We start from the raw sequence: 13,903 nt of genomic DNA on the forward strand, positions 1-13,903 counted from the left end.
GATACATTTCATTCGGTCAAGCGCTCGCATTTGGCGGTCAAGGGCCTAGCTTGTAGGATGCCAGGACCGTCTCAATCTACCTTGTCATGACCGATACCATTTCCTCAACTGAAATTCCGTCGCGGGGTCCGCGCATCACCGCCCGCGCCCTTCTGCTGGGCGATCGCCTGGATGTTGCGGGATTGGAGCGTAGCGACGTCCTGTCCACCTCGCCCCTCGCCTTCCAGGCCGGGCAGGAAGGTTTCGTGGCCCTGTTCCGCTTCGGCGTGGCCGTTCTCGTGGGCCTGACGCCGCTCGAGGAGGACGACGTCATCCGCGGCCTGCGTCAGCGGATCATCGGCGAGTTCGCCCGTCACGAGGAGGAAACGGCCGTCATCGAGATTTCACCCGACAAGGACGACCAGATCCCGCCCGGCGGGCCGATCTACATCAAGGAATTATCCACCGAGCGCCTGATTGTAATCGCCGACGCGCTCGCCAAGAGCGCGGCGCTGGCCCGCGACGAGCGGGAAGCTGCCGCCGTTTTCGATGTCATGGAGCCTTTTGCCCGCTTTCTCGCCGAAAAGGGCAAGCGCCCCGGCGGGCGGCGCGAGATCCTGAAGCTTGTCGGCAACGCCCTCCTCGTCCGCCAGCGGGTCTCGGGCCGCGTTGCGGTGGAGGAGAAGCCTGACGTGCTCTGGGACCGCCCGGATCTCGGGCGCCTTTATGCCCGCCTGGAGGACGAATACGAACTGAAGGAGCGCGCAACCTCCCTGCACGGCAAGCTCGACGTGATCGGCGACACCACCCAGGCGCTCACCGATCTCATTGACACCGAGCGCTCGCTGCGCCTCGAACTGATCATCGTGATCCTGATCGTGTTCGAGATCGTCATCACCTTCTACCAGATGTTCACCGGTACGCCGTCGCATTGAGGGCGGCGATCACGGCATCGAACCCCTTCTCCGGCTCGACCCAGCTCCAATCCGGCAACTGGTGGCGGAACCAGGTGAACTGGCGCTTGGCATAGCGGCGCGTATCCGCCTGCCCCTTTACGATGGCTTCATCCAGCGAGATGTCACCCCGCAGGTGGGCCAGAAGCCCCGGCACGCCGTGCGCCCGCATGGCGGGCAGCATCGGATCGAGACGGCGCTCGCCGAGCGCCCTCACCTCATCCAAAGCCCCGCGTTCCATCATGGTACCGAAGCGGCTGTCGATGCGCCGCCGCAACTCCTCGCGCTCAGGCGCGAGGAAGAGCTTGACGACGGGCACGCCGCCTAAAGGCCCGGGCCGGCGCAGACCGTGGAAAGACACGAGCGGCCGGCCGGTTGCGGCGAAGATTTCCAGGGCGCGCTGGACGCGCAAGCGGTCGGAGGGACGCAGGGTCCGGGCGGTCTTGGGATCGCGTGCAGACAGGAGACGATGGAGTTCGGGCGTCTCCAGCCCCTCGCTTTCCCGACGGATTTCCTCGCGGACCTCGTCCGGTACGGTGGGAATATCGGACAGTCCCTCCGTCAGCGCCTTGAAGTAGAGCCCCGTCCCGCCGACGAAGATCGGCAGCTTTCGGGCCTTCACATCGTGGAGAACCTCGACGGCATCGGCAATGTAGCGACCGACCGAGAAGTTGATGGCAGCATCCACATGGCCGTAGAGCCGGTGCGGAGCCTGCGCTTCCTCCTCTGGCATGGGGCGGGCCGTGATGATCCGCAGGTCCCGGTAGACCTGCATGGAATCGGCATTGATCACCACGCCGTCGAGGGCCTGCGCCAGTTTGATGCCCAAAGCGGACTTGCCTGATGCGGTCGGCCCTGCAATGAGAACCGCGCCGATCCGAACGTCACTCACACCCCGGTCTCCACGATGGCCTCTCCTCACGATCTTGTCGTTGCGACGCTTGTCGCCAACCCCGCCCGGCCTGCAATCACCGACGAGGTGATCAGGATGGCCGCGAAGGTGCTCGGACAAGAGACGGAACACGTCACTCTGGCAAGCGGAATCGCGGCGGACCTGATCCTGCCCGCGCCGGCCGATGCACGCTCCATCGAGAAAACCCTGCGGTCGATCCTCGGCATCGAGCCCATCGACGTCGTGGTGCAGCCTCTCGCAGGCAGGCGCAAACGCCTGTTCCTGGCGGATATGGATTCCACCATGATCGGCCAGGAATGCATCGACGAGCTGGCTGACTATGTTGGGTTGAAGGCGGAGGTGTCGGAAATCACCGAGCGCGCCATGCGCGGAGAAATCGCCTTCGAGCCGGCCCTGCGCGAGCGCGTGGCTCTTTTGAAAAACCTGCCGGTCGGCGTGGTCGATGAGATCATCGCGAGCCGGATCACCCTGACGCCAGGCGGGCGGGAACTCGTTCAGACGATGCGTGCGAACGGCTTCTATACCTGCCTCGTCTCCGGCGGCTTCACGCTGTTCACCGGCCCGGTCGCGGCCAAAATCGGCTTTCACGAGCACCGTTCCAACTTCCTCGTCCTTAAAGACGAGAAGCTGGCGGGAGAGGTTACCGAGCCGATCCTCGGGCGCGAGGCCAAGCTTGCGACGCTGATGGAACTGCGGGAGCGGTTCGACCTTCGGGCCACCGAGACCATGGCCGTCGGCGACGGCGCCAACGACCTCGCCATGTTGGGCGAAGCAGGCCTGGGCGTCGCCTTCCACGCCAAGCCTGCGGTGGCTGCAGCGGCCCATGCGAGGGTCGACCATGCGGACCTGTCTGCGCTGCTCTATGTGCAGGGATATCGGGACGAGGAGGTCGTGAGGGGCTGAGTGCCAAGCTCGCGCTTCGCTCCCGCCGGGAGTGACACGCATTCTTCATCTCTCCCGACGAGGGAAGTGAAGCTGCGCCCCGGAATGACGCTGGGGCAGTTATCGATGGCGGATAACGTCCGCTCAGCTCAAAGAAAAAGGCGGCTTCGAGCCGCCTTTTTCCCGGATATGTCCCTGCCAGCTTACTCGATCGACAATGCGACGAAACGAACCTCGCCCTGAGCGTTGGCGACGAGGAGCAGAGCGGATTTGCGGCCCTGGCTCTTGATGGCCTCGACCCGCTTCGTCACGTCGGCGGGGGTCGAGACCGGTTCCTGGCCGACTTCGACGATGACCTCGCCTGGCTGGATCCGCTTGTCGGCGGCGGCCGAGTTCGGATCGACGCGGGTGATGACGACGCCCTTCTGATCGTCCTTGAGGCCATAGCGGCGGCGCAGTTCGTCCGTCATGCCCGAGAGCTCGAGGCCCATGGCCTGGCGGGTCGCGGTCGGGGTATCGGTCGAGGGCTGCTGCAGGCTTGCCTGCTTCTCGCCATCCTCGAGACGGCCGAGCGTGACCTGCTTCGTCATCTCCTTGCCCTTGCGGACAACGACCACATCGACCGCCTTGCCGACCGGGGTCGAGGCGACGATGCGCGGCAGGTCGCGGGAATCCTTGACCTCCTTGCCGTCGAAGCGGGTGATCACATCGCCGACATCGAGTCCGGCCGGCTTGGCGGGTCCCTTATCGTCGATGCCGGCGATCAATGCACCGCGGGCCGAACCGAGGCCGAGAGCCTCGGCAGTGGCGTCATCCACGTTCTGGATGCGCACACCGAGCCAGCCGCGCCGTGTCTCGCCGAACTGGCGTAGCTGATCGATGACGGGCATGGCCGAAGCGGAAGGAACCGCAAAGCCGATGCCGACCGAGCCGCCCGTGGGCGAGAGGATCGCCGTGTTGATGCCGATGACCTCGCCATTCATGTTGAACAGCGGACCGCCGGAATTGCCCTTGTTGATGGCCGCATCGGTCTGGATGTAGTTGTCGTAGGGACCGGAATCGATGTTGCGGCCGCGGGCCGAGATGATACCGGCCGTGACCGAGCCGCCGAGGCCGAACGGGTTACCGATCGCCAGCACCCAGTCGCCGGGGCGAAGCTTGTCGGAATCGCCGAACTTCACCGCTTTCAGGGGCTTGTCGGACTTCACCTTGAGCACGGCGAGGTCGACCTTCGAATCCTTGCCGATGATCTCGGCCTTCAAGCGCGTGCCGTCCGAGAAGATGACGCTGATGTCGTTGGCGTCGCCGATGACGTGGTTATTCGTCACCACGATTCCCGACGGATCGATCACGAAACCGGAGCCGAGGGAATTCGAGCGACGCGGACGCGACGGGAGGCTGTCCCCGTTGCCGTTGCCGTTGCCCTGCCCTCGGCGATTGAAGAACTCCTCGAAGAGATCCTCGAAAGGAGTGCCCGGCGGGAGCTGAGGCAAGGTCCGGTTGCGGGCCTCGACGGTGGTCGAGGCGGAAATATTGACGACGGCGGCCGTGACCTCCTCTGCCAGATCGGCAAAGGATTCAGGTGCGGAACGGGCCTGCGCCGCCAGGGGAAGCGCAGTCGCGACAAAGGTCACAACCGCGAAGCAGGACGCGGCCAGCCTGCGCGGCAAGCGCTTGGGCAGCGCCGTCTCGGAAGGCGCCAGCGCGTTCATGGCATGGGTCATTGAGAATCCTCTCTTGGAGAACGTAAATATAGATTGTCGATCCGTCCCGTCATTCAAGCGCGGATTGCGGCGGAAGCGGGGCTGCGCACTTCACCCGAACAGCCGAATGATCCAGATGATCCCTAAACCGGCAATGGCCGACAGGATGCCGACGAGACGCATCCTGTCGCTGGGGCTATGGGCGGCTTCATACATCGCTCGGCGCATACCGTCGGGAAAAGCCGCAAACAAAATGCCCTCGACCACGAGAGCGAGGCCGAGGGCTGCGATCAGATCCAGCATCAGTTCTTATTGAGCCGGCGCCGGCCGGACCGGTTGAGCAGGGGCTTGCCCCTCGTTCCGGCGGCCGTTCGCATCGTTGAAGTAGCGGAAGAAATCGGAATTCGGGCTCAGCACGAGGCGCGTATCTCCTGACTTGAGACCAGCTTCATACGCTTGCATGGAACGGTAGAAGGCGAAGAAGTCCGGGTCCTGACCGAAGGCCTCGGCCAGAATACGATTCCTATCCGCATCGCCCTTACCGCGCAATTCCTCCGCTTGGCGGTTCGCATCGGCGCGGATCACGGTGGCCTCGCGCTCGGCACGGGCGCGGATCGTCTGGGCCTGCTGCTGACCATTCGCGCGCAGGTCCGCCGCCTCACGCTCACGCTCCGTGCGCATGCGCTGGTAAACCGCCTGGCTGTTGGCCGCCGGCAGATCGACGCGGGTCAGGCGGACATCGATCATCTCGATGCCGAGGCTCTGGGCCTGCCTGTTCACATCTTCTTGAATGCGATTCATCAGAGCGGCGCGATCCGTGCGGACGATGGCATCGCGGGATGCGCTCGCCAGGACATTACGCATCACCGAATTGGTGAAGCTCGACAGCCGCTGGTTGGCCAGCGGGATGCTGCCGACCGCCTGATAGAACTTGAGCGGATCGATGATGCGATACCGGGTAAAGGCATCGACCTCCAGGTTCTGCCGGTCTGCCGACAGGAGTGTCTGAACCGGCAGGTCGAGATCCAGCACCCGCTTGTCGAAATAGGTGACGGTATCGATCAGCGGCACCTTGAAGTACGGACCCGGTTTCCGAAGTTCGGACTGCACCGCGCCGAAGCGCAGCACGAGCGCGTACTGGGTCTGCTGCACGATGAAGATCGAGCTGTAGAGAACGATCGCGATCACGGCGGCAAGGATTATGAGGCCGGTGCGAAGGGCTGGATTGTTCATCGCGTGGCTCCCGGCTGGCTGGGCGCGGCGCCTTGGTTCTGCTGGCGCTGCTGCATTTGAGTGAGCGGCAGATAAGGTACGACTCCCTGCCCGTTCTGGTCGATGATGACCTTGTCGACCCCGCTCAGGACGCGCTCCATCGTTTCGATGAACATCCGCTCACGGCTGACATCCGGCGACTGACGATAGGCCTCGTAGACCTGACGGAAGCGCGCGGCCTGACCTGTCGCATCGGCGACGGCCTGCTCACGATAGGCCTCCGCCTGCTGAACGGTACGGGCAGCCTCGCCTCGGGATTCGGGAACCACGCGGCTGGCGAAGGTCTGAGCCTCGTTCTGGACGCGCACCGCATCCTGCTGGGCCGCATTGACGTCGAAGAAGGCCTGTCGGACCTCCGACGGCGGCTGCACCGCCTGGAGCTGGACCACGTTGACCAGAACGCCCGCGCCATAGGCGTCGAGGGTCTGCTGCATGATCTGGCGTACCTCCTGTGCCACGCTGGCCTGCTCGGTGGTCAGGATCGCCTGGATGTTGCGGCGGCCGATGACCTCGCGCATGGCGCTTTCGCCCACGGATTTGATGGTGCCTTCCGGATTCTGGAGATTGAAGACGAAATCCTGAGCCCGGGCGGCGTTCACCTGCCAGACCGCGTCGAAATCGATGTCGACGATGTTTTCGTCGCCGGTCAGCATCAGGCTCTCTTCGAGCACGTCGCGAGCCCGGCCCTGACCATTGGGGGTGGAGCGGTAGCCGACCTCGATCCGCTGCTGCTCGGTCACGTTGGGCTTGATCACCCGGCCGATCGGATAAGGCAGGTTGTAGCGAAGACCCTCACCGGACGTGCCGGTAAAACGGCCGAGGATCATGTTGATGCCGACCTCGTTCGGTCGCACGGTGTAGAAGCCCGTGAGCAGCCAGATGACGATGGCGCCAAGGATCAGCGCCAGAAGGCCCTTGCCGCCCATGGAGCCGCCGGGAATGAAATCCTTGAGCCGGTCCTGGCCGCGACGCAGGATATCCTCAAGATCCGGGGGCGTTCCATTGCCCTGCGGGCCGCCTGAGCCCCATGGGCTCTTGCCGCCTCCCGATCCACCGCGTTGCCCCCAGGGGCCGCCGCCGCCGCTTTGGTTACTCCAAGGCATGGTCGCCTTTCCTCACTCTGAAAAGACCGGCCGATTGAGCCGATTGGATGTTAGGCGGTTGTGGGTGTTCTTTCTGCCGCCTGTCAAGGCTGCGACGTGGGGATTGTGGCGGGTTTCGTCAACCTTGGCAGTGCTCAAGAACGGCGCTCAAGGTCGATAAAGGTAAACGGATGCTCGTCATCCGCCCCTTTCGGGTGATCGCTGCGCTGGATTTCCCTGAACCCGGAACGGTCGAGAGCGGGAAAAATCGCATCCCCCTCGGGTGCGGCGTGAACCTGCGTCAGATAGATCGTCTTCACCTGCGGCAGAGCCAGCGCATAGATCTCGGCGCCGCCGACGACCGCCACCGCATCCGCCCCCATCCTTTCCGCCAGGACGGAGCCCAGCGCCACGGCCTCATCCCAGCTTCGCGCCACATGGGCTCCTTCGGCTGAGAAATCCGGATCCCGCGTCAGCACGATGGTCTCGCGGCCCGGCAGAGGCTTGCCGATGGACTGGAAGGTCTTGCGGCCCATGATCATCGGCTTGCTCCAGGTCAGTTCCCGGAACCGCTTGAGATCCGTGCGCAGACGCCAGAGCAGCTGATTGTCGCGGCCGATGACGCCGTTTTCGGCAACGGCAACGACGAGGATGAGAGGTGTGGTCATGATTCCTGAGCAAGTTTTGAAAGATTATCACCTGTTACTCTCTGCACCGTCCATTCATCCATCGGCATCGCGCCGATGGAGCGGTAGAAGCGCAGAGCCTGCTCGTTCCAGTCGAGCACCCACCATTCCAGACGCGGCAACCCTTCCGCCACGCAGCGGCGGGCAAGGTGCCGCAGCAGGGCCTTGCCGACGCCCTTGGAACGGAAGTCCGGCCTGACGAAGAGATCTTCCAGATAGATGCCGTGACGGCTGCGGAAAGTGGAGAAGTTGTAGAACCACAGGGCGAAGCCCACGGGTTTGCCGTCCCATTCGGCGATATCGGCGAAAACGCGGGGCTGAGGCCCGAAGAGAGCCTCGGCGATACCATCCTCGGTGGCATCAACCTCATGAGCCAGGCGCTCGTATTCGGCCAGTTCGCGGATGAAGGTGAGGATGAGGGAGGCGTCGCCGGGTTCGGCTTTACGGATCGAGAGGGTCATCAGATCTTTGTGCTCAAGCTTGGGCATGCTGTCGAGCCTGGAGCTGCCTCCACTTGCATGGAATCGGCTCTTTCTTTTGCCCGGACGCATTTTCGACAGCGAACCGGACCCACTTCGCCTGAAAATGCTCTAATCAGCCTCGTCCTCCGCCAGCACCCGGCGTGGAGACCCCCATTCCTCCAGAATCGCGTTCATCTCGTCGAGTACGAAGAAGCGGGCGCTCTCCACGTCGTAGCCTTCGTCGAGAAGACTATCGTAATCGGTGAACCGGTGGCGGATATAGGCGACAAGCGAGAGCCAAGCCGCCGTTTCGGGCGAGGCCGTGTGAAGACCGCGGCTGCCGAGCGCGTGGTCCATCACCGACTCGAATTCATGCCGGGGAATACGCGGTGCGAGGATGCGGACGGCGCTCTCGATGATCTCGCGCCTGTTCATCTCACGCCTGCTCATGGAGCCTAGACCGCGACAGGAGCCTTGATGGCCGGATGCGGATCATAATCCTCGATGACGATGTCGTCGAAAGTGAAATCGAACAGTGATCGCACCGCCGGATTGAGGCGAAGCTTCGGCAATGGACGCGGATCCCGCGACAATTGCAGGCGCGCCTGTTCGAGGTGGTTCAGATAGAGGTGCGCATCGCCGAAGGAATGGACGAAATCCCCGGGCTGCAGTCCCGTGGCCTGCGCCATCATATGTGTGAGCAGCGCGTAGGACGCGATGTTGAACGGAACGCCCAGAAAGACATCCGCCGAGCGCTGATAGAGCTGGCAGGAGAGCCGCCCCTCCGCGACATAGAACTGGAACAGGCAATGGCAGGGCGCGAGCGCCATCTTGTCGAGTTCGGCCGGATTCCAAGCCGAGACGATGAGGCGACGCGAATCCGGGTTGCGGCGGATCTCGTCCAGCACCCACTGGATCTGGTCGACGGTGCCGCCATCGGGCCTGGCCCAGGAGCGCCACTGCTTGCCGTAGACGGGACCAAGATCGCCGTTTTCGTCGGCCCATTCGTCCCAGATGGTGACGCCGTTGTCCCGCAGATAGCGGATATTGGTGTCTCCCTTCAGGAACCAGAGCAGCTCATGGATGATGGAGCGCAGATGCAGCTTCTTCGTCGTCACGAGCGGGAAACCCTGGCTCAGATCGAAGCGCATCTGATGACCGAAGACGGAAATCGTCCCCGTTCCGGTGCGGTCGTCCTTGCGGACGCCCTCATCAAGAATACGGTGAAGAAGGTCGTGATAGGCTTGCATGAACGGCTCCTCACCCTCTTATACGTCAGCGGACCTGTACGTTCCGAGAGCGCATTTCGTCCCCGTCCAACTTGTCCCCCGGTCTTTCAAATCTCGTTCGTCTTTCCTATATTGGGCCTGCTGGCCGCGAGGCCAGCTATGGTGATAAACGGCTATCGGAATAAACCCATCGGACCCGGGGGCGGTACCCGGCGCCTCCACCGAAGCCCAGGCTCAGCTTGAGTTTCAGTGGGGGCGAAATAGGATCGACGAGGGCGTAAAGGATAGACTTTCGCTCGGCATGGTTCCGCCGTTATCGGGCCGATTGAATAGTTGCCAACGACAACTATGCTCCGGTTGCGGTGGCTGCGTAAGCAGCTTCTAAAGCCGATCCCAAGCCCTAGCGGTTAGCACCGCCAGGCGAGGTTCGGAGGCACCTGGCAACAGAAGCCTCCACCCTCTTTTTCTCTCAAGGGCTCCCTCATGGCCGGTAAAGACCTGATCCGCTACGATCTTCTTGTGCAGGACGCGTTGAAAGGCGTGGTGCGCAAGGTCCTGATCGATGCAGGGAAAGACGGCTTGCCCGGCGAGCACCATTTCTACGTTTCCTTCCGGACCGATTATCCGGGCGTTCGCTTGTCGAACCGCCTGCGTGAGAAATATCCGCAGGAAATGACCATCGTCCTTCAGCACCAGTTCTGGGACCTCAACGTCACCGAGCACACCTTCGAGATCGGGCTCTCCTTCTCGGGCGTGCCGGAACGTCTGCTCATCCCCTTCGATGCGCTGACCGGCTTTTTCGATCCTTCCGTCCAGTTCGGGCTCAAGTTCGATACTCAGGGCGAGGAGGAGGAAGAGATTGAAGAGGCCCCCCCCGCTCCGCAGCCTGCCCGCAACGGCGATTCGGAGCCTGTCGAACTGAAGCGGCCCAAGGCCTCCCCTGCCCCGTCGGAAAAGAAACCGGACGCGCAAAAGTCCCCGGCCAAGGCGGAGCAGCCTCAAGGCGAAGCCGATCGACCCGCGAAGACGGAAGAAACGAAGGGCGACTCCGACGGCAGCGCTCAGGTCGTCAGCCTTGATGCCTTCCGTAAGAAAAATTAGGAATTGCCGGACTCCCTACAGCCTTGGCCCTAGCTCCCTACGTTCTCCTTCTCCCCGATTTCACGATGGGTTGGCATGAACGACGCGTATCTCCGCGTCACCATGCACGAACGCGCCGATATCGTCGGCGCAACATGTTCGACGTCTTCATTTAGGGCATCGCGCGAAGAAGTTGGCCCCGGTTCTTCGCACGATGCGTCAGCCGCATCGGCAAGCCGCCATGCGGCCTCAGGGTGATACGGTGCAAGGGGTTGACCTCATAACCTTCCTGAAGATCCAGCCTGACCGCTCGCACGACGCTGGCGAGAACGATGACCGCCTCCTGCAGCGCGAAACTTGCGCCGATGCAGACGCGAGGTCCGGCGCCGAAAGGCAGATAGGCGAAGCGGTCGATCCGGTCTCGTTTTTCCGGCAGGAAGCGTTCGGGATCGAAGGAATCCGGATGTTCCCAGAGCCTCCGGTGACGATGGAGAACGTAAGGCGCGACCGTCACGATTGAGCCCGCGGGAATATAGACGGGACCGATTTCGTCATCCTTGATAGCCGAGCGGCTCATGAACGGCACCGGCGGATAAAGGCGCAGCGCCTCGTCGATGACGGCACGGGTGAAGACCAGTTTTTCGAGGTGATGCGGCTTGAACGGCTCGCCGCCCAGCACGCGCTCGACCTCCTCCTCGATCCGCGCGCGGGATCTGGGATCCTGGGAGAGCAGATAGATCGACCATGACAGGGCGTTGGCAGTCGTCTCGTGCCCGGCGCCGATGAAGGTGACGATGTTGGCGCGCACATCGCGGTCGCTCAGCCCCTTGCCCGTTTCCGGATCGGCGGCTTCCAGGAGAAGCGACAGGAGATCGCGCGGGGCGGGCTCCCCTCTGGCGATCAGTGCCTTGCGGCCTTCGATGAGCTCGGCGACCATTTCCTCGAAGAAGCGAATGGCGGGCCGCGCCCGCAGGCGTCCGATCCGGGGCACCCAGCCGGGCATCCCGAAGATATCGACAGGATCGACACGTCCGATCCCCTCGAAATAGCGCGTGATGGCGCGGGCGAGCGCATCCGGGTCGCGGGAGACGCCATGGGTGAAGATCGTGCGTTCCAGAACATCGAGAGTGACGCGGGTCATTTCGAGGGAGGCGTCGACGATCCTGCCGTCGGGACGCCTCCGCCATCGCCGCACGAGGCGCTCCGCCGCTTCGACCATGGCCGGGAAGAAACCCGCGACATGGCGAGGCGTGAACAGGGGCGCGATGGTTCGGCGCTGGAGCTTCCATTCGTCCCCTTCCGCCGTCAGAAGTCCACGCCCAAGGCCGGGGGCCAGGATTCGAAGCTGCAGATCGTCCTTGCGGTAATTGGCGGCGTTGTCGAGAAGCACGTGGCGGATGACGGTGGGATCGTTCACCACGGTCACGCGTCCGAGAACGCCTTCGCCCGAGATCACGGCTTCCTCGAAATGCCGCTCCATCCAGGTCGTGAGAGGGTTTTTGCGGACGGCCAGAAGAAAGGCTAGGAGGCCCATCGGTTCCGTGCGGGGCTTGGGAGCGGGCGGGCGGAAAAATGGCGCTTCGAGAGACCCGGTCATGGGATTTTGCAAAGCCTTCATGCTCGTTCGGGTGTTGCGAGCGGCGAAACTTGAGATAAGAACACGAACCCCCATCGAAAGAGGTCAGGATGTCGCCCTCAACCCGTACAGAAACAGATACCTTCGGCCCCATCGAAGTTCCCGCCGATAAGCTCTGGGGCGCCCAGACGCAGCGTTCGATCCAGAATTTCCGCATCGGCGGCGAGCGGATGCCGCTTCCCCTCGTCCATGCGCTGGCTATCGTGAAGCAGGCCGCGGCCCTGGTGAACAAGGATCTCGGCAAGCTCGATCCGCGCCTCGCCGATGCCATCTCGAGCGCGGCGGCCGACGTGGTGCAGGGCAAATATGACGACGAATTTCCCCTCGTCGTCTGGCAGACGGGCTCGGGCACCCAGTCCAACATGAACATGAACGAGGTTCTCTCCAACCTCTCCATCGAGCGCCTCGGCGGCGAGCGCGGCTCCAAGAAGCCGGTTCATCCGAACGACCATGTGAACATGGGCCAGTCCTCGAACGACGCGTTCCCCACCGCCATGCACATCGCCGTGGCGCGCGAGATTCACGACCGGCTCCTGCCTGCCCTCAAGCACCTGCACAAGGCGCTGAAAGAGAAGGCCGGGGCCTTCAAGGACATCGTGAAGATCGGCCGCACGCACCTGCAGGACGCGACGCCGGTCACGCTGGGCCAGGAGTTTTCCGGCTATGCGGCACAGATCGAGCTCGGCATCGCACGCATCGAGGCGACCCTGCCGGGCCTCTACGCCCTCGCCCAGGGCGGCACGGCCGTCGGCACGGGCCTGAATGCCCATCCCGAATTTGCCGAACGTTTCGCGAAGAAAGCGAAGGAACTCACCGCCCTTCCCTTCGTCTCGGCGGAGAACAAGTTCGAGGCCCTGGCCTCCAACGACGCGCTCATCTTCACCCATGGCGCGCTATCCAGCCTCGCGGCTGGCCTGTTCAAGATCGCCAACGACATCCGCCTGATGGGCTCGGGCCCCCGCTCCGGCCTCGGCGAGATCTCGCTCCCCGAGAACGAGCCCGGCTCGTCCATCATGCCGGGCAAGGTGAACCCGACGCAGGCCGAAGCCATGACGATGCTCTGCGCCCAGGTGGCGGGCAACCAGACCACCGTCACCTTCGCAGGCAGCCAGGGCCATTTCGAGCTCAACGTCTTCAAGCCGGTGATCGTGAACGCGGTGCTGCAATCGATCCGCCTTCTGGCGGACGGCGCCATCAGCTTTACGGATAACTGCGTCGTCGGCATCGAGCCCAATCACGAGCGCATCAATGAACTGATGGGACGCTCGCTCATGCTCGTGACCGCGCTCGCCCCCATGATCGGCTATGACAAGGCGGCGGCCATCGCGAAATCGGCCCACAAGAACGGCACGACCCTGAAGGAAGAAGCCCTGAAGGCCGGCGTGTCGGCGGCGGATTTCGAAGCCGTCGTGCGGCCCGAAACCATGCTGGCGCCGCAATAAGGACCGAGGTATCGAGGCCCCATGGCCGAGATCATCAACCTGCGCCAAGCGCGCAAACGGAAGGCGCGGACCGAGAAAGAGGTCCGCGCCGCCGAGAACCGCACCCTATTCGGTCGCCCTAAAGTCGAGCGGGAGCAGACGAAGGCCGAGCGCGTTTTGAGCGAGCGCCGCCTCGACGCGCATAAGCGCGACGACGAGAAGTCCTGACATGGGAACCGGCATCGTCAAGCGCTCCGTCGCCATCGCCGGACACCGGACGAGCATTTCCCTCGAAGAGCCGTTCTGGGAGGCATTGCGGGAGATCGCGGAGCGACACTCCCTGTCTGTTCAGGCCCTGGTCGGCCGCATCGACGCCGAGCGTGGCGGACAAAACCTCTCCTCCGCCATCCGCGTCTTCGTGCTGACCAGCCTGCGTGAAGGTTGTAGAGCCTGTTTCATGAATCCCGGTTCATGAAACAGGCTCTATCTTTTTGAAAAGACGCATTTTCACACGCAGAACCGGTGTCCATTTTTGGGTCCGATGCTCATTCTTAAAGCTGCGCATTGTTCTTTACGGAAAACCGGGTCCACTTTTCCGCACGATGC

General features: G+C 63.1%; 16 protein-coding genes and 1 other RNA gene. 7 read left to right on the forward strand and 10 right to left on the reverse strand.

Annotated features, from left to right (window positions below; translation table 11 throughout):
• Positions 1–86 precede the first annotated feature (86 nt).
• Positions 87–914 (forward strand): RMD1 family protein, encoded by an 828-nt coding sequence (locus AB4Y97_RS10680; protein WP_441999016.1) that lies wholly within the window; start codon positions 87–89, stop codon positions 912–914.
• Here AB4Y97_RS10680 and miaA read toward each other — a convergent pair.
• Entirely contained in the window at positions 892–1,824 is a 933-nt protein-coding gene (gene miaA / locus AB4Y97_RS10685) for a tRNA (adenosine(37)-N6)-dimethylallyltransferase MiaA (RefSeq protein WP_441999017.1), read from the reverse strand. The genes AB4Y97_RS10680 and miaA overlap by 23 nt on opposite strands.
• A gap of 15 nt (positions 1,825–1,839) precedes the next feature.
• Here miaA and serB point away from each other — a divergent pair, with 15 nt between their 5' ends.
• Entirely contained in the window at positions 1,840–2,748 is a 909-nt protein-coding gene (serB, locus tag AB4Y97_RS10690) for a phosphoserine phosphatase SerB (protein ID WP_441999018.1), read from the forward strand.
• Positions 2,749–2,930: 182 nt separating this feature from the next.
• Here serB and AB4Y97_RS10695 read toward each other — a convergent pair whose 3' ends face one another.
• From AB4Y97_RS10695 to AB4Y97_RS10730, 8 genes are all read right to left on the reverse strand, one after another.
• Positions 2,931–4,451: a DegQ family serine endoprotease gene (locus tag AB4Y97_RS10695; protein ID WP_441999019.1), complete on the reverse strand. Its 1,521-nt coding sequence runs from the start codon at positions 4,449–4,451 to the stop codon at positions 2,931–2,933.
• Positions 4,452–4,541: 90 nt separating this feature from the next.
• A complete protein-coding gene (locus tag AB4Y97_RS10700) occupies positions 4,542–4,733 on the reverse strand; it encodes a DUF2065 domain-containing protein (protein ID WP_441999020.1) in 192 nt (63 codons plus the stop codon).
• Positions 4,734–4,739: 6 nt separating this feature from the next.
• Positions 4,740–5,663, reverse strand: a complete 924-nt coding sequence (hflC, locus tag AB4Y97_RS10705; RefSeq protein ID WP_441999021.1) for a protease modulator HflC — start codon at positions 5,661–5,663, stop codon at positions 4,740–4,742.
• The gene (gene hflK, locus AB4Y97_RS10710) at positions 5,660–6,805 is read right to left on the reverse strand and encodes an FtsH protease activity modulator HflK (RefSeq protein WP_441999022.1); all 1,146 of its coding nucleotides are present in this window, start codon (positions 6,803–6,805) and stop codon (positions 5,660–5,662) included. The genes hflC and hflK overlap by 4 nt, the downstream gene beginning before the upstream one ends.
• Positions 6,806–6,939: 134 nt before the next feature.
• Complete coding sequence (locus AB4Y97_RS10715) at positions 6,940–7,452, reverse strand: dihydrofolate reductase (RefSeq protein ID WP_441999023.1); 513 nt, start codon at positions 7,450–7,452, stop codon at positions 6,940–6,942.
• Positions 7,449–7,931 carry a GNAT family N-acetyltransferase gene (locus tag AB4Y97_RS10720; RefSeq protein ID WP_441999057.1) on the reverse strand — a complete coding sequence of 161 codons (483 nt, stop codon included), beginning with the start codon at positions 7,929–7,931 and terminating at the stop codon, positions 7,449–7,451. Before AB4Y97_RS10720 ends, AB4Y97_RS10715 begins: the two co-directional genes overlap by 4 nt.
• Before the next feature lie 129 nt (positions 7,932–8,060).
• Positions 8,061–8,366: a DUF2293 domain-containing protein gene (locus AB4Y97_RS10725; RefSeq protein ID WP_441999024.1), complete on the reverse strand. Its 306-nt coding sequence runs from the start codon at positions 8,364–8,366 to the stop codon at positions 8,061–8,063.
• 20 nt (positions 8,367–8,386) lie between these two features.
• The gene (locus AB4Y97_RS10730; protein WP_441999025.1) at positions 8,387–9,181 is read right to left on the reverse strand and encodes a thymidylate synthase; all 795 of its coding nucleotides are present in this window, start codon (positions 9,179–9,181) and stop codon (positions 8,387–8,389) included.
• A gap of 80 nt (positions 9,182–9,261) precedes the next feature.
• On the opposite strand from AB4Y97_RS10730, the gene ssrA reads away from it, so the two are divergent.
• Both ssrA and AB4Y97_RS10740 read left to right on the forward strand, forming a co-directional pair.
• Positions 9,262–9,618: a transfer-messenger RNA gene (gene ssrA / locus AB4Y97_RS10735) on the forward strand.
• A gap of 25 nt (positions 9,619–9,643) precedes the next feature.
• Complete coding sequence (locus tag AB4Y97_RS10740; protein WP_441999026.1) at positions 9,644–10,261, forward strand: SspB family protein; 618 nt, start codon at positions 9,644–9,646, stop codon at positions 10,259–10,261.
• Between the two features lie 151 nt (positions 10,262–10,412).
• Here the strand turns inward: AB4Y97_RS10740 and AB4Y97_RS10745 are convergent, their stop codons facing one another.
• A complete protein-coding gene (locus tag AB4Y97_RS10745; protein ID WP_441999027.1) occupies positions 10,413–11,837 on the reverse strand; it encodes a cytochrome P450 in 1,425 nt (474 codons plus the stop codon).
• A gap of 89 nt (positions 11,838–11,926) precedes the next feature.
• Between AB4Y97_RS10745 and fumC the strand changes: the two genes are divergently transcribed.
• From fumC to AB4Y97_RS10760, 3 genes are read left to right on the forward strand one after another with little or no spacing between them, the layout of a single operon-like run.
• Complete coding sequence (gene fumC, locus AB4Y97_RS10750) at positions 11,927–13,318, forward strand: class II fumarate hydratase (protein WP_441999028.1); 1,392 nt, start codon at positions 11,927–11,929, stop codon at positions 13,316–13,318.
• Positions 13,319–13,339: 21 nt separating this feature from the next.
• Complete coding sequence (locus AB4Y97_RS10755) at positions 13,340–13,525, forward strand: DUF4169 family protein (RefSeq protein ID WP_441999029.1); 186 nt, start codon at positions 13,340–13,342, stop codon at positions 13,523–13,525.
• Position 13,526: 1 nt separating this feature from the next.
• A complete protein-coding gene (locus tag AB4Y97_RS10760; RefSeq protein WP_441999030.1) occupies positions 13,527–13,772 on the forward strand; it encodes a ribbon-helix-helix domain-containing protein in 246 nt (81 codons plus the stop codon).
• Positions 13,773–13,903 lie beyond the last annotated feature (131 nt).

The organism is Microvirga sp. 2TAF3 (assembly GCF_052114965.1).
Classification (GTDB): Bacteria; Pseudomonadota; Alphaproteobacteria; order Rhizobiales; family Beijerinckiaceae; genus Microvirga.